At 64.1% G+C, this 25,781-nt stretch carries 23 protein-coding genes; 6 read left to right on the forward strand and 17 right to left on the reverse strand.

The annotated features are described in order from the left end of the window. Positions 1 to 7: 7 nt before the first annotated feature. From WAB17_RS12015 to WAB17_RS12035, 5 genes are read right to left on the reverse strand one after another with little or no spacing between them, the layout of a single operon-like run. A complete protein-coding gene (locus tag WAB17_RS12015) occupies positions 8 to 1,264 on the reverse strand; it encodes an amidohydrolase family protein (RefSeq protein ID WP_435417579.1) in 1,257 nt (418 codons plus the stop codon). A gap of 24 nt (positions 1,265 to 1,288) precedes the next feature. Beyond that, on the reverse strand, positions 1,289 to 2,698 hold the full coding sequence (gene lpdA, locus WAB17_RS12020) for a dihydrolipoyl dehydrogenase (RefSeq protein ID WP_435417580.1): 1,410 nt from the start codon (positions 2,696 to 2,698) through the stop codon (positions 1,289 to 1,291). Then, positions 2,691 to 3,053, reverse strand: coding sequence for an acyl-CoA thioesterase (locus WAB17_RS12025; protein ID WP_435417581.1), 363 nt, complete (start codon positions 3,051 to 3,053; stop codon positions 2,691 to 2,693). The genes lpdA and WAB17_RS12025 overlap by 8 nt, the downstream gene beginning before the upstream one ends. Before the next feature lie 29 nt (positions 3,054 to 3,082). Beyond that, positions 3,083 to 3,325 carry a hypothetical protein gene (locus tag WAB17_RS12030; protein WP_435417582.1) on the reverse strand — a complete coding sequence of 81 codons (243 nt, stop codon included), beginning with the start codon at positions 3,323 to 3,325 and terminating at the stop codon, positions 3,083 to 3,085. Beyond that, complete coding sequence (locus WAB17_RS12035; protein ID WP_435419386.1) at positions 3,322 to 4,581, reverse strand: pyruvate dehydrogenase complex dihydrolipoamide acetyltransferase; 1,260 nt, start codon at positions 4,579 to 4,581, stop codon at positions 3,322 to 3,324. Before WAB17_RS12035 ends, WAB17_RS12030 begins: the two co-directional genes overlap by 4 nt. A gap of 164 nt (positions 4,582 to 4,745) precedes the next feature. Here WAB17_RS12035 and WAB17_RS12040 point away from each other — a divergent pair, with 164 nt between their 5' ends. Beyond that, on the forward strand, positions 4,746 to 5,195 hold the full coding sequence (locus WAB17_RS12040) for a universal stress protein (RefSeq protein WP_435417583.1): 450 nt from the start codon (positions 4,746 to 4,748) through the stop codon (positions 5,193 to 5,195). 3 nt (positions 5,196 to 5,198) lie between these two features. Here the strand turns inward: WAB17_RS12040 and rnr are convergent, their stop codons facing one another. The 9 genes from rnr to radA form a co-directional block, all read right to left on the reverse strand. Then, the gene (gene rnr / locus WAB17_RS12045) at positions 5,199 to 7,535 is read right to left on the reverse strand and encodes a ribonuclease R (RefSeq protein ID WP_435417584.1); all 2,337 of its coding nucleotides are present in this window, start codon (positions 7,533 to 7,535) and stop codon (positions 5,199 to 5,201) included. 23 nt (positions 7,536 to 7,558) lie between these two features. Further along, positions 7,559 to 8,953, reverse strand: coding sequence for a M28 family peptidase (locus WAB17_RS12050; RefSeq protein WP_435417585.1), 1,395 nt, complete (start codon positions 8,951 to 8,953; stop codon positions 7,559 to 7,561). A gap of 32 nt (positions 8,954 to 8,985) precedes the next feature. Then, entirely contained in the window at positions 8,986 to 10,530 is a 1,545-nt protein-coding gene (gene proS / locus WAB17_RS12055; protein WP_435417586.1) for a proline--tRNA ligase, read from the reverse strand. A 48-nt stretch (positions 10,531 to 10,578) separates the two neighbouring features. Continuing rightward, entirely contained in the window at positions 10,579 to 11,142 is a 564-nt protein-coding gene (gene phaR, locus WAB17_RS12060) for a polyhydroxyalkanoate synthesis repressor PhaR (RefSeq protein ID WP_435417587.1), read from the reverse strand. A gap of 93 nt (positions 11,143 to 11,235) precedes the next feature. Next, a complete protein-coding gene (gene alr, locus WAB17_RS12065; protein WP_435417588.1) occupies positions 11,236 to 12,279 on the reverse strand; it encodes an alanine racemase in 1,044 nt (347 codons plus the stop codon). A gap of 10 nt (positions 12,280 to 12,289) precedes the next feature. Next, a complete protein-coding gene (locus WAB17_RS12070) occupies positions 12,290 to 13,903 on the reverse strand; it encodes an MFS transporter (RefSeq protein ID WP_435417589.1) in 1,614 nt (537 codons plus the stop codon). Positions 13,904 to 13,938: 35 nt separating this feature from the next. Continuing rightward, a complete protein-coding gene (locus tag WAB17_RS12075; RefSeq protein WP_435419387.1) occupies positions 13,939 to 14,379 on the reverse strand; it encodes an iron-sulfur cluster assembly scaffold protein in 441 nt (146 codons plus the stop codon). Beyond that, complete coding sequence (locus WAB17_RS12080) at positions 14,379 to 14,915, reverse strand: CvpA family protein (RefSeq protein ID WP_435417590.1); 537 nt, start codon at positions 14,913 to 14,915, stop codon at positions 14,379 to 14,381. The genes WAB17_RS12075 and WAB17_RS12080 overlap by 1 nt, the downstream gene beginning before the upstream one ends. 14 nt (positions 14,916 to 14,929) lie before the next feature. Then, positions 14,930 to 16,297, reverse strand: coding sequence for a DNA repair protein RadA (radA, locus tag WAB17_RS12085; RefSeq protein WP_435417591.1), 1,368 nt, complete (start codon positions 16,295 to 16,297; stop codon positions 14,930 to 14,932). Positions 16,298 to 16,367: 70 nt separating this feature from the next. On the opposite strand from radA, the gene WAB17_RS12090 reads away from it, so the two are divergent. Then, positions 16,368 to 18,683 carry a patatin-like protein gene (locus WAB17_RS12090; RefSeq protein WP_435417592.1) on the forward strand — a complete coding sequence of 772 codons (2,316 nt, stop codon included), beginning with the start codon at positions 16,368 to 16,370 and terminating at the stop codon, positions 18,681 to 18,683. 4 nt (positions 18,684 to 18,687) lie between these two features. Here WAB17_RS12090 and WAB17_RS12095 read toward each other — a convergent pair whose 3' ends face one another. The 3 genes from WAB17_RS12095 to dnaK all read right to left on the reverse strand — a co-directional run bounded on the left by WAB17_RS12095 (position 18,688) and on the right by dnaK (position 22,742). Continuing rightward, positions 18,688 to 19,566, reverse strand: coding sequence for an MBL fold metallo-hydrolase (locus tag WAB17_RS12095; protein WP_435417593.1), 879 nt, complete (start codon positions 19,564 to 19,566; stop codon positions 18,688 to 18,690). A 71-nt stretch (positions 19,567 to 19,637) separates the two neighbouring features. After that, the gene (gene dnaJ / locus WAB17_RS12100) at positions 19,638 to 20,750 is read right to left on the reverse strand and encodes a molecular chaperone DnaJ (RefSeq protein WP_435417594.1); all 1,113 of its coding nucleotides are present in this window, start codon (positions 20,748 to 20,750) and stop codon (positions 19,638 to 19,640) included. A 75-nt stretch (positions 20,751 to 20,825) separates the two neighbouring features. Further along, complete coding sequence (gene dnaK, locus WAB17_RS12105; RefSeq protein ID WP_435417595.1) at positions 20,826 to 22,742, reverse strand: molecular chaperone DnaK; 1,917 nt, start codon at positions 22,740 to 22,742, stop codon at positions 20,826 to 20,828. Positions 22,743 to 22,934: 192 nt separating this feature from the next. On the opposite strand from dnaK, the gene WAB17_RS12110 reads away from it, so the two are divergent. The 4 genes from WAB17_RS12110 to WAB17_RS12125 all read left to right on the forward strand — a co-directional run bounded on the left by WAB17_RS12110 (position 22,935) and on the right by WAB17_RS12125 (position 25,759). Continuing rightward, positions 22,935 to 23,426 (forward strand): copper chaperone PCu(A)C, encoded by a 492-nt coding sequence (locus tag WAB17_RS12110; protein WP_435417596.1) that lies wholly within the window; start codon positions 22,935 to 22,937, stop codon positions 23,424 to 23,426. A gap of 41 nt (positions 23,427 to 23,467) precedes the next feature. Further along, complete coding sequence (locus WAB17_RS12115; RefSeq protein WP_435417597.1) at positions 23,468 to 23,950, forward strand: vgr related protein; 483 nt, start codon at positions 23,468 to 23,470, stop codon at positions 23,948 to 23,950. A 27-nt stretch (positions 23,951 to 23,977) separates the two neighbouring features. Then, complete coding sequence (locus tag WAB17_RS12120) at positions 23,978 to 24,481, forward strand: PH domain-containing protein (RefSeq protein WP_435417598.1); 504 nt, start codon at positions 23,978 to 23,980, stop codon at positions 24,479 to 24,481. A 123-nt stretch (positions 24,482 to 24,604) separates the two neighbouring features. After that, on the forward strand, positions 24,605 to 25,759 hold the full coding sequence (locus WAB17_RS12125) for an indoleamine 2,3-dioxygenase (RefSeq protein ID WP_435417599.1): 1,155 nt from the start codon (positions 24,605 to 24,607) through the stop codon (positions 25,757 to 25,759). Positions 25,760 to 25,781: the final 22 nt, after the last annotated feature.

The raw sequence follows: 25,781 nt of genomic DNA on the forward strand, positions 1-25,781 counted from the left end.
TCCTGGCCTACTCGACCAGCACGCCGCCCTTCAGGACCGCGTCAACATCGGCAAGTTGCCCGACATCGGCCAGCGGATCGCCGTCAACGGCGACGATATCGGCCCAGGCGCCTGGCTTCAGCGTGCCCACCTGGCCCTTTTGCCCCAGCGCTTCGGCAGCATTGATAGTCGCCGCCTGGATCGCCTCCAGCGGGCTCATGCCCAGCCGTACCATGACCGCGAACTGGCCGCCGACCTGTTCGTGCGGCATAACCCCGGCATCGCTGCCGAAGACCATCCGCACCCCTGCCTTGTGCGCCTTGGTGAAATTGTCGCGCTGCGCCTTGGATACCAGCCGTTCCTTGGCCAGGTTTTCTTCCAGCACGCCGTTCTTTTCGCCTTCGGAAAGCGTGTAGTCGGTGTTGTAGATATCCATCGACAGGAAGGTGCCGCGCTCCTTCGCCAGCCGGATGCCCTCGTCGTCGATGAAGCTGGCGTGCTCGATCGTGTCGAAGCCGCCGCGGATCGCGGCCTTGATGCCTTCCGCGCCGTGCGCATGGGCGGCGGCCTTGAGCCCCCAGAAATGCGCTTCGTCGGCGATGGCGGTCAGTTCTTCCAAGCTGAGCTGCTGTATCCCCGGCGCGGTGTTGCGGCTGAAGACACCCCCGGTGGCGCAGGCCTTGATCACCTCCGCACCGTACTTGCGCTGCTCGCGCACCCGCTGGCGGAGCTCCTGCGGGCTGTCGCCGACGCCGGGGCTCTTGCGGTTGAAGCTGGGCGGCAGGAAGGTTTCGTCGCAGTGCCCGCCGGTCGCGCCGAGTGCGTAGTTGGCATTGACGATACGCGGGCCGACGACCCAGCCCTCGCCGATGGCCTGGTCTAGGCCGGAAATATTGTAGTCGGCATCGCCCACATTACGCACGGTGGTGAAACCGACCTTGAGCATTTTCTCCGCATTGGCCGCAGCGAGGAAGGTCCAGAACCGGTCGGTGAATTGCAGCCCGCTGTAGCCGCCGTATTCGGGCCGACCGTCGAGGTGGACGTGCATGTCGATCAGGCCCGGAAGGATGGTATGGCCGGTCAGGTCGATCACCTTCGCGCCAGCGGGAGCCGAACCGGTGCCTACCGAGACGATCTTGCCATCCTCGACTGCGATCACCGGATTGGCGATGTACTTGCCCGTCTCGATCTCCAGCATCCGGTCGGCCACGACATAGGTCGGCTCGGCCAATGCGGCGGTGGACGCTGAAAGAGCCGCCGCCATGAGAGTAAGACGTTTCAGCATGGCGTAACCCCTGTTTGAGCCGGTTTAGATATGAAGCGCCCGTCCATAGGCCGACAGCACGCTTTCATGCATCATTTCAGAAAGCGTCGGATGCGGGAAGACGGTTTGCATCAATTCCGCTTCGGTTGTCTCGAGCTGCTTGCCGACGGTGTAGCCCTGAATCAGTTCGGTCACTTCCGCGCCGATCATATGCGCGCCCAGCAGTTCACCGGTCTTGGCATCGAACACGGTCTTGATGAAGCCCTGGGCCTCGCCCAGTGCGATGGCCTTGCCGTTGCCGATGAAGGGGAAATTGCCGACCTTGACCTCGTGGCCGGCTTCCTTGGCCTTGGCCTCGGTCATGCCCACGCTGGCGACTTGCGGGTGGCAGTAGGTGCAGCCGGGAATGTTGTTGCGATCAAGCGGGTGAGGGTGCACGTCCTTGTTGCCCAGCTCCTGCGCGATGGCTTCGGCGGCGGTGACGCCTTCATGGCTCGCCTTGTGCGCCAGCCACGGCCCGGGGGTGCAGTCGCCGATGGCCCAAAGGCCCTTGCTCTTGGTACGGCCATAGGGATCGATCTGGATGAAGCCGCGGTCGAGGTCGACCAGCTTTTCCAGCCCGATGTTCTCGGTGTTGGGCACGATGCCGATGGCGACGATGCAGTGGGTGAACTCCTGCTCGGTGACCTTGCCGTCCTTGGCCTTGATTTTGGCCTTCACGCCCTTGGCATCCGCCTTGATATCCTCGACGCCCGCGCCGGTGAGGATGGTCATGCCCTGCTTGGTCAGGCTCTTCTCGAGGAAGGTCGAGACGTCCTTGTCCTCCACCGGTACGATCCGGTCGAGCATTTCGACCACTGTCACGTCCGCGCCCATGTCGTTGTAGAAGCTGGCGAATTCGATCCCGATCGCGCCGCTGCCGATCACCAGCAGCTTCTTCGGCATTTCGGGCGGGGTCATCGCGGTGCGATAGGTCCAGATGCGCTTGCCGTCGGCCGGGGCGAAGGGCAGGTCCCGCGCGCGGGCTCCGGTAGCGACGATGACGTGCTTGGCGGTGAGCTTTTCCTCGCCCTTGTCGGACTTTACCGTCAGCGAGGTCGGGCCGGTTAGCGTCCCCTCGCCCATATGCACGGCGATCTTGTTCTTCTTCATCAGGTGGGTGACGCCCTGGTTGAGCTGCTTCGCCACCCCGCGCGAGCGCTTCACGACCGCTTCGAGATTGGCTTCGATCCCCTGTGCCTTGAGGCCATAATCGCCCGCATGCTGCATATAGTGGAAGATCTCCGCCGAACGCAGCAGCGCCTTGGTCGGGATGCACCCCCAGTTAAGGCAGATGCCGCCGAGGTTCTCGCGCTCGACGATTGCGGTCTTCAGCCCCAGCTGCGCACAGCGGATCGCCGCGACATAGCCGCCGGGTCCGGAACCGAGAACGATAACGTCGTATTGGTCAGCCATTCATGTCTTCCTTGGGGAGAGAAGCAGCCGCAACCACACGCGGCCTGTTGTTGTCGTCGAGCAGGACGAATTTGAACGTGCCCTGCGCCACCTTGGTCTCGGCCTCGCCGTTGCGCTCGCGGGCGATGGCTTCGGCGGCGATGGTGAGCGAGGTGTTGCCGGTCGCCGCGATCTCGCAATAGACCGAGAGTTCGTCACCCACCTGCATCGCGCCGGGGAAGGCGAAATCAGTTGCCGAGACGACCACCGCCTTGCCCTTCCCTTCGCGGCTCGCAAGCGAGCCTGCGGCGAGCGCCATCTGGCTCATCAGCCAGCCGCCGAACACCCCGCCATAGGGGTTCATGTCGGTCGGCATGGCCGTGACGCGGATGAGGGGAGAGCGGCTCAGACAAATTTCCTAACAATGAAATACCCTACCGCTACTATCACTGGGATGCAGAGGTCCCATTGCGCGATGGTGGCGATCCAGCCCGATGTCATATTCACCACGACCAAACCGACCACGGCGACGCAAATGATAATGTTGCCACCCAACTGGTCGCTGGGAGTGGGAGAAAGTTTGACAAGAAGGCCGATCACCAAGGCCAGCGCGCCGCAGAGGTTAGCCGCGAGCTTCAGCGCGATCACACCACCAGCCCCATCGGGTTCTCCACCAGCTGCTGGAACGCCTGCATCAGTGCTGCGCCGTCCGCGCCATCTATGGCGCGGTGGTCGAAGCTGCCGGTGGCGCTCATCACGGTGGCGACGCCCAGCGCGCCGTCGATCACCCACGGGCGCTGCTCGCCCGCTCCGACAGCGAGGATCATTGCCTGCGGCGGGTTGATCACCGCGTCGAACTGCTTGGTGCCGAACATGCCGAGGTTGGAGAGCGAGGCGGTGCCGCCCTGGAACTCATGCGGCTGCAGCTTGCCGTCCTTGGCCTTGCCCGCCAGTTCCTTCATCTCGGTGCTGATCTGCGCGAGGCCCTTGCGGCCCGCGTCGCGGATGATCGGGGTGATGAGGCCCGAAGGCGCGGCCACCGCGACGGAGATATCCTGCCGCGAATATTCGAACAGCTCGTCGCCCTGGAAGCTGACATTGCACTTGGGCACACGCTGGAGCGCGCGGGCCAGCGCCTTGATCAGCAGGTCGTTGACGGAGAGTTTCACGCCATCCGCCTCGAGCGAGGCGTTGAGCTGGCCGCGCAGCGCCAGCAGTGCATCGAGCCGAACGTCGACGGTGAGGTAGATATGCGGGATGGTCTGCTTCGCCTCGGTCAGGCGGCGCGCGATGACCTTGCGGACATTGTTGAGCTTGAGCGCTTCGTATGGCGCGTCGAGGTCGCCGCCGAGGGTGGCGGGCTTCGCCGGAGCGGGTGCAGCTGCGGCCTGCGTCTTGGACGCGGCCGAGGCCGTAGCGCCTTCGAGATCGGCCTTGACGATCCGGCCATTGGGACCGCTGCCCTTCACATCAGCAAGGTCGATGCCCTTCTGCCCAGCAATGCGCTTGGCCAGCGGCGAGGCGACGATGCGATCCCCGGATGCCTTCGGCGCAGCAGCGGGTGCGTTGACGGGAGTTGGTGCGGGTGCCGGAGCCGGTTCTGCCTTTGGTGCAGCTGCTGCAGGGGCCGGAGCCAGAGCAGCAGGTGCACTCGCATCCTCGCCATCCATCGCCAGCATGGCAATGGCGGTGCCGACTTTCACATTCTCCGTCCCCTCGGCCACGAGGATCTCGGAAATCACGCCTTCATCGACCGCTTCGAATTCCATTGTCGCCTTGTCGGTTTCGATCTCGGCCATGATGTCGCCGGCGCTGACCGTGTCGCCGACCTTGACGAGCCATTTGGCGAGCGTGCCTTCCTCCATCGTGGGCGAAAGCGCGGGCATCTTGATCTGGGTCGGCATGGGCAGGCAGCGTTCCTCTGTGGCGGCCGGCATCGGGGCTGGCGCGGTTTCCCCTACGCTTTGGCCAATTTGGCGGCGCGCGGCAAGGCCATTGGGCGCGGATGCCCCGCCCCCTTGCCACGCATACGATTTCAGCGGATACGCGGGCGGGTGGAGGGGTTCAGATGCGCGCATTCCTAGTGATCGTCGACGAGACCGAAGAGGCGCACAAGGCGCTGCGCTGGGCCTCGCGCCGGGCGGTGGCGGTCGATGGCGCGGTGCATGTGCTGGCACTGGTCCAGCCGCAGAACTTCAGCGCCTTCGGCAGCGTTCAGGCGACCATCGAGCAGGAAGCGCGCGACCGGGCCGAGGCGGTTGCCTCCAGCGCGGCGGGCACGCTGCTGGCCGAAAGCGGCAAGATGCCGCAGATCACCGTCAAGGTCGGCGAAGGGCGCAAGGTCATCAAGGAGTACCTCGACGAACACCCCGAGGTGCACGCGCTGGTGCTGGCCGCCGGCGAGAGCAGCTCCGGCCCGCTGGTGATGCACTTCAGCGAGAATGCCGCGACCCTGCCCTGCCCGCTGTTCATCATCCCCGGGCACTTCACCAACGAAGATATCGACCGGGTGACCTGACGGCTATTTCCGCCGCTTGCCCTGGTGGCGGATATTGCCCGGACGGCCGCGTTTGCCCTGGGTGAAGCCGGACTTCTTGCGCGGTCCCTCGCGGTTGCCGCGCGGTTCGATCGGGTCGCCTTCGGCATCGGGCACTTCGAACTTGAGCGCACCGGTCAGCGGGTTCGCTTCCGCCAGTTTCAGTTCCAGCCGCTGGCCGACCTCGTAGCGCGTCCCGCTCTGTTCGCCGATCAGTGCCTGCGCCGCTTCGTCGTGGCGGAAATACTCGCGGCCCAGCGTCGAGACCGGCACCAGCCCGTCGCCGCCGAGATCCTGAATGGTGGCGAAGAAGCCGAACCCCTGCACCCCGGTGATGCGGGTCTGGAAGGCCTTGCCGACATGCTGCGCGAGGAACGATGCGACATACCGGTCGATGGTGTCGCGTTCCGCCTCCATCGCGCGCCGCTCGGTCGTGCTGATCGCGTCGGAAATCTGCTGCAGGTCCTTGCGATCGCGCTCGGCAAGGCCGGACGTTTCGGGCAGATCGCTCTTCGGCTTGGGCTGCTCCAAACCATAGGCATCGACCAGCGCGCGGTGCACCAGCAGGTCCGAATACCGCCGGATCGGCGAGGTGAAATGCGCATAGCTCGCCAGCGCCAGCCCGAAATGCCCGGCATTGGTTGGCCCGTAATAGGCCTGAGTCTGGCTGCGCAGCACCGCCTCCATCAGCAGCGCCCGCTCAGCCTCGTCGCTGACGTCCTTCAGGAAGCGGTTGAACAGCGTGGGGGTGATGATCTGCCCGAGCGCCAGCTTGCGGCCCATGGTGCCGAGATAGTCGCGCAGGGCGATGATCTTCTCGCGACTGGGCGGCTCGTGGATGCGATAGACCACCGGCGCGGTCTTGGCCTCCAGCGCCTTGGCCGCCGCGACATTGGCGGCGATCATGAAATCCTCGACCACGCGGTGCGCATCGAGCCGCTCGCGCACGGCAATGTCGGCAATGCGGCCCTTCTCGTCCAGCACCACGCGGCGTTCGGGGATTTCCAGTTCCAGCGGGTCGCGTGCGGCGCGGGCCGCGGCGAGCGCTTTCCATGCTTCCCACAGATGCTTGAGCTCGTCCGACGCCTCGCCGCTGTCGATCTGCACCTGCGCGTCCTCATAGGCGATATTGTGCGTCAGCCGGACGATAGCGCGGGTGAAGCGCCACGAGGTGACCTTGCCCTCGGCCGAGATGCGCATGTGGCAGGCCATAGCCGCGCGGTCCTGCCCCTGCTTCAATGAGCAGACATCGGCGCTCAGCACCTCGGGCAGCATGGGCACAACGCGGTCGGGGAAATAGACCGAATTCCCGCGCTTCCTCGCTTCGCGGTCGAGCGCGCCGCCGGGGCGGACGTAATGGGAAACATCGGCAATCGCGACGATCGCCTGCCAAGCGCCGGGATTGTCCGGATCGGGCTGCGCCCAGATCGCATCGTCATGATCGCGCGCATCGGCGGGGTCGATGGCGAGGATCGGGATATGCCGCAGGTCCTCGCGCTTGTCCTCGCTCAGCGGCAGCCTGGCGGCGAGTTCAGCTTCCTCGATGGCGGCTTCGGGGAAGATGTGCGGGATGCCGAACTTGGCGATGGCGATCAAGCTGAAGCTGCGCGGGGCGAGCGGGTCGCCATAGACCTCCACCACCTTCACGCCTGAGCGCGGCGACTTGCCGGCCTGTTCGGCCAGTACCAGTATCCCGGCCTCGGCCTGGCCGATGTCGGCGACGGGGACCGAGTTGCGCACTCGCTTGTCGACCGGGGCCAGCCAGGGCTTGCCGCTGCCGTCGAGCTCGATCACGCCCATCATGCCCTCGGTCCGGGCGGGCAGTTTTTTCATCGGGAAGGCGCGCCAGCCGCCGTCGGTTTCCTCCGTGCGGGCGAGCACACGGTCGCCGCGCTTGAGCGCGGGCATGCCCTTCGATTTCTTGTCCCGGCGCCCCTCGACCACGATCAGGCGAGGCGGCTTGGCTCCGTCATCGGGAGCCCAGTTGTCCGGTTCCGCCACCAGCTCGCCATCGTCGACATCGACGATCCGCAGCACGGTGACCTTGGGCACGCCGCCCATGCGGTGATAGGCGGTCTTCTTGCCGTCGATCAGCCCTTCTTCGGCCATGTCCTTGAGCAATTTTTTGAGCGCGATCTTCTCCTGCCCCTTGAGCCCGAAGGCCTTGGCGATCTCGCGCTTGCCGGCGGGGGTTTCGGAGCCTTGAATGAACTCGATCACCTGCTCGCGCGATGGCAGGCCCTCGGGGCGAGGGGCGCGACGCGGTGCAGGTTTCCGAGATGCGGGCTTGCGCTGTGACGGTTTGCGGGGCGGTTGGGCCATATTTCCGGCCTATGGGCGAGTGCCTACTTGCTGTCACCCTCTTCCTTGGCAATCGGTTCGAATGCTCCGGCGGGAACGGCGCTAGCGACCGGTGAACAGAAGGTTCGTTCGGGTGTCCACGCGCATGACTGGACGCCGAACAGCCAGTCATCGCCCCTGACAGGAGCGGTATAGCCGAACTCCGTTCCCGTTTCTGCCGCCTTGGCGTTCGCTTCAGCCGGCCCATCGAGGTACGAGATGGCAGTTTCGCCTTTCCTCCACATGGATTCATCGGTGCGCCGACGGGTGACGCCATAAGTGGTGGCACCGGGAACGGCCTTCCACGTTAAGCCGGTATCGACCCGAACGGCCGCATCGATGTTTACAATCGGCGGCATCGGTGTCTGTGCCAGCCGGTCGAGCGCCCGCACGTTGAGCTGCGTCACCTTGGCGAGATAGGCGAAATCCATCTCGTCCACAGTGTCGCCATAGGTCACGCCGTCCTCGACGCGCAGGTCCTGGTGCTGGTGGTCGTAATCCTCCACCGCGACGGAGAAGCGGATTGCGGGATAGCCTTTTTCGAGGAACGGGATCTGGTCCCCGCCCCGCCCCATGCGGTCGGTGCGCCAGATCTGGCGGACGTCCAGACCGTCGGGATACTCCTCTGCCAGCCCGTCGAGCCAGCGCGACAGGTTGCGGCTGGGGCTGTCGTTCTCGCCGCCCTCGCGCCGCTGCGCGGCGCGCAGGGCATCGGTCAGGTCGGCGCGTGGGCCTTCGGAGAAGACGCGCACCGCCTTGTCGTCGCAATAGCCGTCACTGCCGCAGCTGCCGCCGACGATATCGTTGTTGAGCACCGCCTTGACGGTGAAGCCCTGTTCCGTCGCCCAGTCGGCCAGCAGGCGGCCGCCGAACAGCCCCTGTTCCTCGCCCGACAGCAGCGCATAGATGATGGTAGTGGGGTATTTTTTGCCCGAGAGCACGCGCGCCGCCTCGATCGTCAGCGCGGTGCCCGAGGCATCGTCATTCGCGCCCGGCGCATCGCTCTGCCAGTCGAGCGGATCGCTCACGCGGCTGTCGATATGGCCCTGGACGATGACGACTTCCTTGGGCCGCTCGGTCCCCCACTGGATCGCCACCGCATTGCGCAGCCTGACAGGCTCGGGAATACGCGCGCCCTGCACCATCCGTTCTGGGAGGACTACTTCGAGGCAGCCACCGCATTTCTCCGAGATGGCACTGAACCGATCCGCCCCCCAATCGACCGCCGCGCCGATCCCGCGCTCCGGATTGTCCTGTTCCGATAACGTGTGCCGCGTGCCGAAGGCTACCAGCCGCTCGACATCGGCCTTGAGCCGGTCTGCGGAAACGGAATCGGCGGGATGGTCCTGTGCGGCAAGCGGTGCGGCGAGGAAAACGGTGGCGAGAAGGATTTGGCGCATGGCCGCTGTTTGAGCGGTCCATGCGCGCCGGGTCAATACGCCTTTGCGACGTAGATCCGCTCGACAGCCGGTTCGCCGGTGAAGATACAGGTTCCGGTCGGACGTTCCGTGTCCATCGGCACATTGCGGATGGTCAGCTTGAGCGCCTTCAGCTGCTCGACCACGCCGTCCAGCGCACTTCCGGTCGGCTTGGACCACTCCACCTCGACCCAGCCTGGGAACTGGCGGTCCTCCGCGAAATGCGCGCGTAGCCCGTCCATCGAAGTCACGTCGCGCACGATGTTGGCATCGCGTCGCTCGCGCGCTTCGCCCAGCAGCCCGTCTTGGATTTCCTTCAAGACGCCAGCGACGGTTTCGGCAAGTTTTTCTCGGCTCGGCGCCTCGAACGCGACCTTGCCTGTTGCCGTGTCCCAAAGACGGTCGCGGCGCAGCAGGCTGACGACGCCGCCATCCATGTCGCGTCCGCCGACTTCGACGATCAGCGGCGCACCCTTGCGGACCCAGTCCCAGCGCTTGGCGGTGGCCTTGCCCGCCTTGTCGTCGAGCAGCACGCGGACCGGCTCGCCCAGCGCCCATTGTTTGGCCAGCATGGCGCGCAGTTCCTCGCAATAGGCGAGCAGCGCCGCGTCCTCGGGCTTTTCGCGCAGCATCGGCAGGATGACGACCTGCCACGGCGCAATCCGCGGCGGCACGCGCAGGCCGTCGTCGTCGCCGTGCGTCATGATGACGCCGCCGATCATGCGGGTCGACACGCCCCAGCTGGTGGTGTGGCAATATTTCTCGCCGCCTTCGCTGGCCTGATATTTGATGCCCGAAGCCTCGGCGAAATTGGTCCCGAGATAATGGCTGGTGCCGGCCTGCAATGCCTTGCCGTCCTGCATCATGGCCTCGATCGACCAGGTTTCGACCGCACCAGGGAAGCGCTCGTTTTCCGGCTTCTCGCCCGCGATCACCGGCAGCGACAGGTCTTCTTCCGCGCAGGCGCGATAGACCTCGAGCATACGCAGCGTGTGCTCCTTGGCCTCTTCGGCGGTGGCATGGGCGGTATGCCCTTCCTGCCACAGAAACTCGCTGGTGCGCAGGAACATGCGGGTGCGCATCTCCCAGCGCATCACATTCGCCCACTGGTTGAGCTTCAAGGGCAAGTCGCGCCAGCTGCGGACCCAGCGCGCCATGGCATCGCCGATGATGGTTTCGGACGTCGGACGGATCACCAGCGGCTCTTCGAGCTTCGCTTCCGGATCGGGAATCAGCCCGCCATCGGGCCCGGCGATCAGCCGGTGGTGCGTGACGACCGCCATTTCCTTGGCGAAGCCATCGACATGCTCGGCCTCGCGCTCGAAATTCGACAGGGGGATCAGCAACGGAAAATAGGCGTTGTCGTGCCCGGTCGCCTTGATCCGGTCGTCGAGCAGACGCTGGATACGTTCCCAGATGCCGTAGCCCCACGGCTTGATCACCATGCAACCGCGCACGCCCGATTCCTCGGCCAGCTGCGCTTCGGCAATGACGGCCTGGTACCAGGCGGCGAAGTCGTCCTCGCGCTTCACGGAGAGGGCGTGGCGGATCTCGGTCACAGCAATGTTCCTGCGAATGGCGTTTTAAGGTCGGGCCGGCGCTTGAAGCTACTTGCCCAGTTCGTCCAGCTTCTTCTGCATGGCGGCCATCTGCTCCTTCAGGGCGGCCAGCTCGTCATCCTTCGATGGCTTGCTTGGCTCGGACTTCCTGCCGCCCGGCAGGCCGGCCGGAATGAACGCTTCGCCCATGGCCTTCATCATCGCCATATTGGTTTCGTGCAGCTTGGCGAGCGGATTGGCCGCGAGGCCTTCGCGGAACGCCTCCTGCAGCTTCTCACGATTCTGGCGGAAGTTCGCCATGGTGGCCTCGAGATAGCTCGGCATCATCGCCTGCATCGAATTGCCGTACATCGAGATGATGTCGCGCAGGAAGCTGACCGGCAGCATCTGCTTGCCGCTGGTCTCTTCTTCCATGATAATCTGGGTCAGAATGGTGTGGGTGATGTCATCGCCCGTCTTGGCATCCAGCACCTGGAAATCGACCCCGTCGCGGGTCATGCCCGCCAAATCGTCGAGCGTGATGTAGCTCGAGCTCTGGGTGTTGTAGAGCCGCCGGTTGGCGTATTTCTTGATGACGACGGTGTCGCCTTCGGCGGTGTTCTTGCGGGCCATGGCTGGAGTGGATCTTCCGGAATTGCTGCGCACAATGCTGCGGTGCACAGGGCCTTAGCACCTGCAATATGTGCAATGCAACGTGGTGCGATGTTAACCTTTCAGGCGGCGTCCCAGTATCGTCAGCAGCTCGTATTGCGAGAGGCCGGTGACCTTCGAAGCCGCAGGCAGACTGTAGGGCACATCGAGCCAGTCGCCGACAGCCAGGTCAGGTGCGGCGGCCAGGCCGATCACGATCATGTCCATCGATACCTTGCCCAGGATTGGCAATCTGCGGCCTTCGCTTTCGAGCGCCACGCCCTTGCCGCCCCAGCTCCGGAGGAAGCCGTCTGCATAGCCGAGCGAGACAGTACCGACCCGCATGTTTGCAGGCGCCGTGAATTCGCCATTGTAGCCTACGCTCTCCCCGGCGCGCAGGTCCGCGACCTGGATCAGCGCGGCTTCGAGGTAAGCGACTTGCCGGATATCGCCTGCCAGTTCGGGCCGCGGGACACCACCGTAAAGGGCAAGCCCGGGGCGTGTCAGGTCGAAGGCATAGTCGTGACCGAGCCCGATGCCGGCGCTGTTGGCGAGGCTGAGCTCGCGAGCATCCACCACTTGTCGCAGTGCGCCGAGGGCGGCGAGCTGGGCATGGTTGGCCTGGCTGTCCTCGTCAGCCGATGCGAGGTGCGACATCAACACCCCGATATCCAGCGCCGCGATCGCCGGGTCGGTCGCCTGCTCGGGGCGGATTCCCAAGCGGTGGATGCCGGTGTCGATCATCAGGTGGCACAGGCCCCCGCCCGCCTCGCTCCACACCCGCGCCTGGTGCAGCGAGTTGATGACCGGGCGCACGCCCGTGGCCGTCGCATATGCCGCCTCTTCAGCCGAATTGGCACCGTGGAGGACCGCAACCTGCCCGGCCGGGACATGCTCGAGCACTGCGGCGACCTCGCTCCAGTGCGCGACGAAGAAGTCGCGCGCGCCGGCGTCGCGCAGCACGGGGAGGCAGCGGGCTACACCCAGTCCGTAGCAATCGGCCTTCACCGCCGCCCCGGCCCGGGCAGTGCCCGACAGCCGGTCGAGCGTGCGCCAGTTGGCAGCGAGCGCCTCGCTGTCGATAACGAGGCGCAGTGTCGGGGGCGGCGGGACAATCATGGAAGGCGGGTCAATCCTCGAAATCGCGGGGTGGCCCGCCGGGTATGCCCCACCACGCCACCACCAGCCCGAAGGCCATGACGACCCAGCAGTACCACAGGCCCGCATAGGCATTGCCCGTGCTGGCCACGATATATCCCGCGATGAGCGGCAGGAACCCGCCCAGGTAGCCCGCACCGATGTGGTAGGGAATGGACATGGAACTGTACCTGATGCGGGCCGGGAACATCTCCGCCAGCAAGGCGGCGACCGAGCCGTAGGTCAATGCCGAGAGCATGCCGAGCGCGCAAAGCAGGGCGATAATGCCGACAATGTTCGGCAGAGGCGGCGACTGCTTCGACAAATCGTAGCCTTTCGCTTCGAAGGCAGCCTGCAGTTCGGCCTTGCGGCTGGCATCGTCCGTCAGGTCTGCCGCGATGGCGTCGCCGCCCACGGTGATGCGCGGATCACCGGTCGAGGCGGTCAGGTCGTAGCTGACCCCGAGCGACGTCAGGTCGGCCAGCACCCGGCCGCAGGGCGTGGCCTGCTTGCTCGCGAAGGGATCGAAATCGCACTGCGCACCCGACACCAAGACAGGTGCCTCGCGCACGCTCTGCGCAAGGCCGGGATTGCTGAGCGCGCCGAGTCCCCAGAAGATCGGAAACAGGAACACAAGGGTCGCTATCGCCCCGATGATGATCGGCTTCTTGCGCCCGACCCGGTCCGACCATTTGCCGACCATGACGTAGAAGCTCATCGAAACGAGGCCGGCGACCAGCATAATGATCTCCGTCAGGCCCTCGTCTACCCGCATCGGACCGCGCAGGAACGAGAGGCCGTAGAAGAAGGCCGTGTACCAGATCACTGTCAGGACACCCGCCACGCCGAACAGGGCAACGAAAATGCGCTTCTTGTTGCCCGGATAGGTAAAGCTTTCGACGAAGGGATTGCCGGCGGTCTCGCCAGCTTCCTTCATCGCCTGGAACACCGGGCTTTCAGACAGCTTGAGCCGCATCCACAACGAAATGAGGAGCAAGATGATCGACAGCAGGAAGGGAATCCGCCAGCCCCATGCGGCGAAGTCGTCGGCCGGAATGAAGGCGCGGCACAGGAGAACGACCAGGATCGACAGAACGAAGCCGCCGACGACGCTGGCCTGGATGAAGCTGGTGTAGAAGCCGCGCTTCTCGGGCGGGGCATGTTCGGCAACATAGATGGCAGCCCCGCCGTACTCCCCGCCGAGGGCGAGGCCCTGCAGGATGCGCAGCACGAGCACGATCAGCGGCGCGGCGATACCGATACTGGCGGCCCCGGGGACAAGACCCACGCCGGCGGTCGCGATGCCCATCAGGGTAACCGTCACCAGGAAAGTGTACTTGCGTCCAAGCCGGTCGCCGAGAAAACCGAAGAGAACCGCCCCGAGTGGCCGGAAACCGAAACCGACCGCGAAGCCGGCCCACACGAGCAGGATTTCCAGCGTCTCGTTATCGCTGGGAAAGAACGCCGCGCCGATAAGTGCGGCCAGTGTGCCGTAGATGAAGAAGTCGTACCACTCGAAGATGGTCCCCGCCGAGGATGCGGCAATCACGAGCCGGATTTCCTTGTCGGTCGGTTCGCGCCCCTTGAGGGCTGCTGCCTCGCTCATATTGCTTCGCTCTCCCTGATGCGATGGCGATTTCCCTAGCTGCCGTGCGGGTCGTTGGAAAGCGCCGCAATGCCGGCCTTCCACGGCAGCAGGATTGCCCCGTGCCGCGCGGGAAATGCGCGCGCCGGTTCGAGCATTGCGAGGTCCGGCCATGTCGGCAAAGGTCCGTCATCGCCGAGCCAGGCCTCTATCCCTGCCAGCTGTCCGGCAATTTCCGCAAGGCCGCGCCCGATGGCGTGGCGGGCGAAGATGGCAGCGCTCGCCTGCCCGACCGCGCAGGCCGATACCCGCAGCCCGATGCCGGACAGTTGCCCCTGCCCGTCGAGCGCGGCCGACAACTCGAGCAAGCTTCCGCAGCTACGGGAACGCGCTGACCCGCTTAAAGGCATTGCCGGATCGTAAGGCACCTTGGCCAGTTCGACAGCCAGTGCCAGTATCTCGCGGGTATAGAGCGGGGCTGCCGCAGCGCGTGCCATCACAGGCCGAGCAGTTCGTCCTGCCTCTTCTTCTCGGCGTTGAGCACGGCACGGCGTTCCCGGATAATCGGGACGAGGTCTTCGGATGCGGCATTGATTACCGGATAGGTGCGTGCGGTCGCGATCCAGGTCGGCCGGCCCTGGTAACCCCAGATCTCGTCGTAGCCGAGCACGAGCACCGAAAATGCGAACACGGCGACGATGGCGCCCTTGATCGCGCCGAAGCCGAAGCCGAGGACGCGGTCGATCGGGCCGAGCAGCGATGCCTTCACCCCGTCTCCCGCGCGTCCGGCGATCAGTTTCATCCCCGCGTAAGGAATCAGCAACAGCAAGACGAAGGCGATGATGGCGGCGCCCGTCTGGGTTGGAACATAGGGTTCGATCGCCGTGTAGAGCGGCGTATGCAGGTTGCGGATCGCGAACAGCGCGAGAATCCAGGTCGCCAGCGAAAGGACTTCCTGCACGAAACCGCGCATGAACCCGCCGATGGCCGCGACGCCTACGATAGCGAAAACAATGATATCGAAACCGGTCATTCCGGTTCGAATACCTAGTTTGTGGTTATCACCCGGTCAACGAGCTTGGCCAGGCGATCAACGGGAGAGAAACGCATGCCCTCCACCCGGTCCCCGCCGCTTTGCGGCCCGCAGCCGCTTGCAAAGCCGAGCTTCGCCGCTTCGCGCAGACGCAGGCTCGCATGTGCGACCGGCCGGACCTCGCCGGCAAGCGAAACCTCCCCGAACCAGACCGAACGGTCCGGCAGCGGCTTGTCGGTCAGGGCGGAAACAAGGGCGGCGGCGACTGCAAGATCGGCCGCCGGATCGGACAGCCGGTACCCTCCGGCAACGTTGAGATAGACCTCCGCCGCGCTGAAATTGAGGCCGCAGCGCGATTCGAGGACTGCCAGCAACATGGCAAGTCGACCGCTGTCCCAGCCGACGACCGCGCGCCGCGGCGTGGCCCCTGACTGCAAGCGTACGATGAGGGCCTGCACTTCGATGAGCACCGGGCGAGTGCCTTCGAGCGCCGGGAAGACGGCGCTGCCGGCCAAAGGCTCCTCACGCCCGGAAAGGAACAGCATCGACGGGTTGGCGACTTCCTCCAGCCCCTTCCCCGCCATGGCAAACACCCCGATTTCGTCGACCGCGCCGAACCGGTTCTTGAGCGCGCGGAGGATCCGGTACTGGTGGCTCCGCTCGCCCTCGAAACTCATCACCACATCGACCATGTGTTCGAGCACGCGGGGGCCGGCAATCGTGCCGTCCTTGGTCACGTGGCCGACCAGCACCAGTGCGGTCCCGGTTTCCTTGGCATAGCGGATCAGCTCGAACGCGCATCCGCGTACCTGGCTGACGGTACCGGGAGCGCCCTCGATAGTATCGGAATGCATGGTCTGGATGGAATCGATCACCAGCATTGCCGGCGCTTCCATGTTGCCGAGCGTGGTCAGTATGTCGCGGACGGATGTGCTCGAGGCGAGCTTGAGCGGTGCATCGGCGACCCCTAGCCGCGCCGCGCGCATCCTCACCTGTCCCGCCGCTTCCTCACCGCTGACGTAGACGACCTGTTGCCCGCGCTTGGCGATGTTGGCGGCCGCCTGCAGCAACAGGGTCGACTTGCCTATCCCCGGGTCGCCTCCCATCAGGATTGCGCATCCCGGCACCAGCCCGCCACCCAGGGCCCTGTCGAATTCCGCCATGCCCGTACCTCGCCGGACGAGCTCGTCTCCCGGCTGGTTGAGGTCAACAAACTCTATCGCCCGACCTCCGCTCGACAGGTCATGCTTCAGCGAAAACACTGTCGCCGGCGCATCTTCGACCAGGGAATTCCATTCCGCACAGTCGGCGCATTGGCCCTGCCAGCGATGCGCCACCGCCCCGCAAGCCTGGCACACGTATTTCTTCTTCGTCTTCGCCATTGCGGACAGTTAGACGGAACATTTGCAGAACGCAATTGCCATTGCGGGCATTTGCCCGCACAACCGGCGGATGCGGCAGAAGGAACTACGCATAGCGCTGGTATGCTACGGCGGTGTGAGCCTTGCAGTGTACATGCATGGCGTAACCAAGGAGCTCTGGCATCTCGTAAGGGCAAGCAGAACGTTTCATGGCGGTGAGCCGCCGCTATCTGGCAGTGCGGGCGTTTATCAGGCCGTGCTGGACGCCGTCGAAAGGCACACTGACGTGCGGCTTCGGGTCCTTACCGACATCCTTAGCGGTGCAAGCGCCGGTGGCATCAACGCGGTCTTCCTGGCGCAGGCGATCCACTCTGGCGCTTCGCTCGAACCATTGACCGACCTGTGGCTCGACAATGCCGATGTCGAGCATCTGCTCGACCCCGACGCCCGCCCGCTCTGGCGGTTTGCCAAGTTTTGGGCCCAGCCCATTGCATGGTGGCTCCTGCGCCGGCCCGGCAATGCGGTAAGTGAAAGCGTCGCGCCCGAGACGCGCAAGGAAGTCCGGCGCAAGGTATCCCGCTTCATCCGCGGGCGATGGTTCCAGCCGCCGTTTTCCGGCATCGGCATGTCCGCCCTCATCTTCGATGCTTTGCAGACGATGCAGGACAGCGGAGAGGGACCCCCCCTGTTGCCGCCCGGGCATCCAATCGACCTGTATGTTACGACGACCGACTTTCGCGGGTACCTCGAGATGCTGCGGCTCAACAGCCCGCCGGTGGTCGAAGAGAGCGAGCATCGCCTGCCCCTGTCGTTTCGCAACGTCGCGCCGGTGCAAGGCGGCAGCGATCTGGCTGACCCGCTCGAATTGACGCTTGCGGCGCGCGCCACTTCAAGTTTTCCAGGGGCATTTCCGCCGCTCACGCTGGCTGAAATCGACACGCTGGCGGCCCGTACCGGCATCCGTTGGCGCGAGCGAAAGGCCTTCCTCGAGCGGGTCATGCCGGTCCATATTGCCGAAGACAGCCTCGATTCCGTCGCGCTCATCGACGGGTCGGTGCTGATCAACCGACCCTTCGCCGGGGCCATCGAAGCCTTGCGGGGACGCCCCGCCCACCGCGAGGTCGACCGACGCTTCGTCTATATCGATCCGCGTCCGGACCGCCTGGGGACCATGCGTGAAGCGCACGACCGACCGGTGGGTTTCTTTTCCGCGATCTTCGGTTCGCTTTCGACAATCCCTCGCGAGCAGCCCATCCGCGACAACCTGGAAGCCCTGAAAGAGCAGTCGCGCGAGGCGCGCCGCTTGCAGCGCATCGTCGCCGCCATGCGCCCCGGGATCGACGACGCGATCGAGCGCCTGTTCGGCCGTACCTTCTTCCTCGACAGCCCTAACCCGCGCAGGCTCGCCAATTGGCGCAACAAGGCACAGCAGGCTGCGGCCGAGCGGGCAGGATATGCCTTCCATTCCTACGCCCAGACGAAGTTCAGCGGCATCGTCGAGCAATTGGCCGCGCTGGTACACGATGCCGCGCCGCAGCTGAAGCTGCCCGATACCCTGCCGATTGTGGGCGTGCTGACTGAAGAACTGGAGAGGCGCGGGCTTTCGGCATTGAGTGTGCCCACCGGCGGCGCCACGCCGGAGGCGATCGATTTTTTCCGTGCCCATGACCTCGGGTTTCGCATACGCCGACTAAGGCTGCTCGCACGCCGCCTGTCGCGCGATTGGGATGCGGATCCGGAGATCGATGATACCGCCCTCGATCGGGGACGCGAGGCGATCTACGGAATCCTCTCGCTATATCTCGATCGATCGGGGATCGATCACCTCGGGCCGCGGTTCAGGGTCCTCGCAGGCAAGGTGTTCGAAGATCCTGGTGCCGTGATCGATGCCTTTGCAACCCATCACCTGCTCCCCGCCACGGATATCGAGGCCGAAGAGCGGCTGGCCGCCGCGCTCCAGCAGATGCCCTCCAACCTGAAGCGGCGGATGCTGCTGACCTATCTCGGTTTTCCCTTCTACGATGTCGCAACCCTGCCATTGGTAGGGTCGAACGGCTATACGGAGTTCGATCCAGTCAAGGTCGATCGGATCAGCCCCGACGATGCCCGCTCGATACGCGAGGGCGGAACCCGGGCCACGCTGAAGGGGACCGAGTTCTACAATTTCGGCGCCTTCTTCAGCCGTGCCTATCGCGAGAACGACTATGTCTGGGGGCGCTTGCACGGTGCAGAGCGGATGATCGACCTTGTCTGCTCGACCGTCGATCGGCGGTTCGACGAGGAAACGTGCCGCACTTTCAAGCGCGATGCCTTTCTCGCCATACTGGACGAGGAAGCCGCCGCCGGTCGTTGTGCCGCAGGGCTGATTGAAAGCTTGCGACGGGAGGTCGGGGAGCGGCTCGGCTAGGGCCCTATTCCATGCTTTTCCAGATCGCGGTCACAAAACCGTCGGCGCTGATGAAGCCCTCGCCGCGGTTGAAGCCAGCAAGCGGCTTTGCCGCTATCGTTTCTTCAAGGTTCTTGCCCTCAGTTTTCAGGGCCTGCACCCGTGCCACCGCATCGCCGATCATCGCGCGATAGGCAACCAGTTCGGCCTTGTTCGACAGCGGGCCATGCCCGGGAATGACCTTCGTCCGGTCGTCAATCATGCGGATGACGGCATCGAGCGAATTCATCGCGTTGAAGACATTGCCGCCTGAGCCCACATCGATGAACGGATAGCCGGGGATCTTGAAATAGAGATCGCCCATGTGGACGACGTTGGCGCCGCGCCAGAAGATAACGCTGTCGCCGTCGGTATGGCCGCCCCCGAGAAACATGACATCGACGGTGTCGCCGTTGAGGTTGAGGCGCAGGCCTTGGTCATAGGTGACGACAGGCAGTGCTTCCTTGGCTGCAGGTGCGATCGGGTTCTCGCCCTCTCGACCGGCCTTGAGGCGGACACGGACGTTCTCCTGCGCGAATATCAGCGCCCCTTTCCTGCCGAAGTTCTCATTGCCGCCCGTATGGTCGCCATGGAAATGCGTGTTGATGAGGAATTCGACCGGGGTCGCTCCCAGTTTTTCGACGGCAGCCTCGATCTTGGCCGTAAGCGGGGCGAACTGGTCGTCGATCAGGATCGTCCCGTCCTCGCCGTAGCTGACGCCTATGTTCCCGCCTGAACCGTAGAGCACGGCGATCCCCGGGGCGACTTGCTCGGCTGTCACTTCGACGTCGTCGAAATTGCGTTGGGCGCTGGCGGAGACGCCGAGAAGCAGGAACAGGCTGGCGAATGTTGCGGCATGTTTCATGGCAATCCCCTTGTGCAGTGCCCTTTCAGGATACTGTGCAGGGGTTCCAGCCGCTAGGCAAGCGCGGAAGGCTAGCCGCCGAAGGCTTCCTTGATCTTGTCGAAGAACCCTCGGCTCTGCGGGCATTCGTCACCGGTCTCCGTTTCCCGGAATTGTTCCAGCAGTGCCTTCTGCTCTTTCGACAATTTTGTCGGCGTTTCCACGATGACCTCGACGATGAGATCACCGCGCCCCCGGCCTTGCAGCACCGGCATGCCTGACCCGCGCTTGCGCAATTGCCTGCCCGACTGGATTCCTGCAGGGATATCGATGGTGTTCGTCGACCCGTCGAGATCGGGAATTTCCACGCAGCCGCCGAGCGCGGCCTTAGTAAAGCTGATCGGTACGCGGGTGACCAGCGAGGTTCCGTCGCGCTCGAACACGTCGTGCGGCTTCAAATGGAGGAAGATGTACAGATCGCCGGGAGGAGCCCCACGCGGCCCGGCCTCACCCTTGCCGCTGAGGCGGATACGCGTGCCGGTATCGACGCCAGGCGGTATTTCGACCTTCAGTGCCTGCGCCTTGTCCACCCTGCCCTCGCCGCGGCAGGTATGGCAGGGATCTTCCAGGACCTCGCCGCGCCCCTGGCAATTGGGACATGCACGCTCCACCATGAAAAAGCCTTGCTGCGCGCGGACCTTGCCATAGCCCTTGCACAGGTTGCAGCCACGTGTGCCGGTGCCGGGCTCTGCACCCGAGCCGCTGCAGGTATCGCAAGCGACAGACACCTCGATCTCGATTTCGGTGTCCTTGCCGTGGAACGCTTCGTCGAGCGTGATATCCATGTCGTACCGCAAGTCGGCACCGCGCTGCGGGCGCTGGCGACTGCCGCCTCCGAAGGCGCTGCCGAAAATCGTCTCGAAGATATCGCCGATATCGCCGAAATCGGGCTGTGGTCCGCGACCCCCGCCCCCGTTCTGGAACGCTGCGTGCCCGAAGCGGTCGTAGGCGGCCCGTTTCTGCGGGTCCTTCAGGACATCGTACGCAGCGCTGATGCCCTTGAAGCGCGCTTCCGCATCGGCATCGCCCGGATTGCGGTCCGGGTGCCACTTCATCGCCAGTTTGCGATAGGCGGATTTGATGGTCGCATCGTCGGCACCGCGATCGACACCCAGCAAATCATAAAGGTCTGTTTCGGCTGACATTTTTCACCCCGTCCCAAAACTCAGGCCGCCACCGATGCGACAGCACCAGCAGCGGCCCGGTTTTCCATCAGGACATCAGCCCTTGTTGTCTTCGTCGACTTCCGAGAATTCGGCATCGACGACGTCGTCTTCCTTCTTGGGCGCATCCGCTTCGGCGCCGGCAGAGGCGTTGGCCTGTTCGCGTTCGTAGATCGACTGGCCCATCTTCATCGCGACCTGGGTCAGTGCCTGTGCCTTGGTGTTAATGGCGTCGACATCGTCGCCTTCGAGCGCAGTCTTGGCTTCCGCGACAGCGGCTTCGACTTCACCCTTCAGGGCAGCGTCGATCTTGTCGCCGTGCTCTTCCAGCTGCTTCTCGGTCGCGTGCACGAGGCTGTCGGCCTGGTTGCGAGCCTCGGCCGCTTCCTTGCGCTTCTTGTCTTCCTCGGCGAACTTCTCGGCGTCCTTGACCATCTGGTCGATGTCGGCTTCCGACAGTCCACCGCTGGCCTGGATGCGGATCTGCTGTTCCTTGCCGGTGCCCTTGTCCTTGGCACTGACATTGACGATGCCGTTGGCGTCGATGTCGAAGGTGACTTCGATCTGCGGCACACCGCGCGGCGCCGGCGGGATGCCGACGAGGTCGAACTGGCCCAGCAGCTTGTTGTCCGCCGCCATCTCGCGCTCGCCCTGAGAGACCTTGATCGTCACCGCGTTCTGGTTGTCCTCTGCGGTCGAGTAGGTCTGGGTCTTCTTGGTCGGGATGGTGGTGTTGCGATCGATCATGCGGGTGAACACGCCGCCCAGCGTCTCGATGCCGAGCGACAGCGGGGTTACGTCGAGCAGAAGCACGTCCTTGACATCGCCCTGCAGCACGCCGGCCTGGATCGCCGCACCCATGGCGACGACTTCGTCCGGGTTGACGCCGGTGTGAGGTTCCTTGCCGAAGAACTCCTTCACGACTTCGCGAACCTTCGGCATGCGGGTCATACCGCCGACCAGGATCACTTCATCGACGCCGCTCTTGTCGATGCCGGCATCGGCCAGCGCCTTCTTGCACGGTTCGATGGTGCGCTTGATCAGATCACCGACGAGCTGCTCGAGCTTCGAACGGGTGATCGTCTCCACCAGATGCAGCGGCGTCGAGCTGCCGCCTTCCATGCGAGCGGTGATGAAGGGCAGGTTGACTTCGGTCTGGGCCGAGCTCGAAAGTTCGATCTTGGCCTTTTCCGCGGCTTCCTTCAGGCGCTGCAGCGCGAGCTTGTCGGCGCGCAGATCCATGTTTTCCTTCTTCTTGAACTCGTCGGCGAGGTACTCGACGATCGCATTGTCGAAGTCTTCACCGCCGAGGAAGGTGTCACCGTTGGTCGACTTCACTTCGAACACGCCGTCGCCGATCTCGAGGATCGAGACGTCGAAGGTGCCGCCGCCGAGGTCATAGACCGCGATGGTCTTGCCGTCGTCCTTGTCCATGCCATAGGCCAGCGCGGCCGCGGTCGGCTCGTTGATGATGCGCAGGACTTCAAGGCCGGCAATCTGCCCGGCGTCCTTGGTCGCCTGACGCTGCGCGTCGTTGAAATACGCAGGCACGGTGATGACCGCCTGGGTAACGGTTTCGCCGAGATAGCTCTCGGCGGTTTCTTTCATCTTCTGCAGGATGAAGGCGGAGATCTGGCTGGGGCTGTAATCTTCACCGCCGGCATTGACCCAGGCATCGCCGTTCTTGCCCTTGACGATGTTGTAGGGGACGAGCTCCATGTCCTTTTTGGTCATCGGATCGTCGAAGCGGCGGCCGATCAGGCGCTTGATCGCGAACAGCGTATTGTCGGGGTTGGTCACCGCTTGGCGCTTGGCCGGCTGGCCGATAAGGCGTTCGCCATCCTTGGTGAAGGCGACGATCGACGGAGTGGTGCGCGCGCCTTCCGAATTCTCGATGACTTTGGGCTTTCCGCCGTCCATGACGGAAACGCAGCTGTTGGTGGTGCCGAGGTCGATCCCGATAACTTTGCTCATTACTACCCCATTCGGTTCGTTTGTTGGACGCCGCACATCTGGTCCCCCGCTGGGCGGCAAGACCGGTCGGCAGCTCGGTTTACCCGGCGGATATAGGTGGCCTTTGGGTCGGGACAAGGGTTGGCAATTATCGGTCCGGATACTAGTTGCGGGAATGGTTTGACCCGGAGTTCCTCTTTCATGAACCGCACTTTGACCGCACTGGCGATGGGCCTTGCATCTCTTTCGATAGCGGGCTGCAACCAACCCTCGCACGAGCCGGAACAGCAAGAGGCTGCCAAGCCCGCAGAGACCGGGATCGAAGGGCTTTTCGTTGCGAAAGCTCATCTGACGATGCCGACGGTGGCCGGCAATCCGGCAGGTCTGTTTTTCGACCTTTCTTACGAGGGGGCGAGCGAATTGGTCCTCGAGAGTGCCGCAGTCGCGCAGTCGGAAAGTGCGATGGTCCACGACGTTGTCGAGAAGAACGGCATGACGCAAATGGTCCCGCTGGAGAAACTCACGATCAAAGCCGGTGACCAGGTTTCTTTTGCGCCGGGCGGAAAACACGTGATGACGATGAAGCTGGACGAAACGGTTGCTCCTGGCGGCAAGGTCGATGTCACTCTCGCCTTCACTGGCGGGAAGATCGCCAAATTCACCGCCGATGTGCTGCCTGCGGGCGAAATGAAGATGGAGCACTAGGTTTGGCCGACGGTCTCGGTCACTCTCACGCAGGGGACACCTTGTCCTGCCCCGTCGGCGGGGAGCGAGGACTGACGGAGGCCGAGGTTGCGATTGCCCGGAGCGTGTTCGGCGATGCCATCCGCTATGACAAGGTAACCTTGCGACGGCGGAAATTCTTTCCCTTCCAGCCGCGCAAGATCACTATGGCTCCACGCGGACACGTCCATTTCCACCCCCAGGGCGATGCTTATTGCGACGATTTCGGTCTCGCCGATTTCCGCAAGCGCGGCCTTTTCATCCACGAGATGACCCATGTCTGGCAGACGCAGCAGAAAGGCGACTGGTACCTGCCGCTGCACCGCCATCCCTTTTGCCGCTATGCCTACAGCCTCAAACCGGGCTGGACGCTGGAGCAATACGGGATCGAACAGCAGGCCGAAATCGTCAAGCACGCCTACTGGCTGCGCAGCGGTATCCGCATAGGAGGTGTCGGAGATCCGGCCGCCTACGATCTGCTGGTGAATTTTCCCGGCGCAAGCTGACCGGATAATGGGGGAGGAATAGAACCGATGACCGAGACCCGCGATTTTTTCCGTCCGTCGCTCGGGCGCTGGCTCGTCGGTACCTCTGCCGGGCTGGCGACATTGGTACTGGGCCTTGCCGGCTTTGCCGTCACCGTCGGTGCAGCAGGCGACTGGGGTGCATGGCCCCTGTTGTTGACCCTGTTTGCGGCGCTCATCATCGGCTGGAAATGGTTGCAAGTGCTGAGCGAGGCATTCGAAATCAGCCGCGACCGGGTTGTCGTCCGCCGCGGTATCATCATGAAGAGTGTCGATGAAGTCGAACTCTACCGTGTCAAGGATGTGCGGCTCGACTTCAGCCTGTTGAACCAGGTGGCCGGTATCGGGACCATCACGATCACGTCCAGCGATGAGACCACCCGCAACAGCCGCTTGGTCATGCCACATGTCGCCGATGCCCAGGCCCGGCGTGAGGAACTGCGCCGCCTGGTGGACATCGCCCGGCGGGAGCGCGGTGTGCGTGAATTCGACATGACCCACGAACATATCTGATACTGTTGGGATCCGTTCCATTATACCGCCTTTTTGACGTATCCGCCTTGAGCAATCCGGTTGCAGTTGTTACCGGATTGCTCACGGGCGGCCCAACCCGCGCCCGGCCCAAGAGTCTCGACAATGGAGCTTCAGGACTACGGCTTGAGCCGCGAGCGCGGCTATCTTTCGCATTACGAGATCGACGAGATCACCCTCCCCAGCCAGTTTGCCGATGTGTTCAAGGCCGCGGGAAACCTCTCTGGCCTGATGTCGACCGGGCGCGTGCGCCACTGGCTCGACAAGCTGCCCGATCCCGGCCTCGAGGACTGGGCCCGCGAAGCGCCCGAGGAAGAGGTCCGCACCGCGATGGTGCATTATTCCTTCCTCGTGCAGGCCTACGTCTGGGGCGAGCCGAAGCCGCCCGCGCATCTTCCCGCCAACCTCGCCCGGCCTATGGTGGCCGTATCCGACCGGCTGGGACAGGCGCCTCTGCTACCCTATTCGGGCTATGTGCTCGACAACTGGGCGCGGCTCGACAAGACAGGCCCGATCACGCTCGACAATATCTATATGCACCAGAACTTCCTCGGCGGTGACGACGAAAACTGGTTCGTGATGATCCATGTCGCGATCGAGGCCGAGGCCGGGGTGCTGCTCGACAATGCCGCCAGACTTGTCGGCATCGCGGATGAAACCGAGGCCGAGCGCCTGCTGTTGGAAATGAACGAGGCGTGGGAGCGCATCTATGGCCATTTCGCCCGTATGCCCGAGCGTTGCGATCCCTACATCTACTTCCATCGCGTGCGCCCCTACATCCACGGCTGGGCCAACAACCCGGCGCTTGAGCACGGCGGACTGGTATATGACGGCGTGGAGAAGCTGGGCGGCAAGCCACAGGCCTTGCGCGGGCAGACCGGCAGCCAGTCGAGCATTGTCCCGGCGATGGATGCGCTGTTCCAGGTGGGCCATAGCGACGATCCGCTACGCCAGTTTCTCGACGAGCTGCACAGCTACCGCCCGGTGCCGCATCGCCGCTTCATCGAGGATCTCGCCGCCCAATCGACACTGCGCGATTTCGTGAGTGCCTCGGGCAGACAGAGCCTGAAGGATGCGTTCAACGCCTGCCTCAATCAGTCGGCCCGCTTCCGCACCCGCCACCTCGAATATGCGGCGAGCTACATCAACAAGCAGGCGGGCAGTATTGCCGGTAATGACCCCGATGTAGGCACCGGAGGGACGCCCTTCATGAAATATCTGAAGAAGCACCGGGACGAAAACGCGTCGCAGCTCGTCTGATCGGGTGCGCCCGGAGAGAGGG

This window comes from Parerythrobacter aurantius, from assembly GCF_045291475.1.
Lineage (GTDB): Bacteria > Pseudomonadota > Alphaproteobacteria > Sphingomonadales > Sphingomonadaceae > Parerythrobacter > Parerythrobacter aurantius.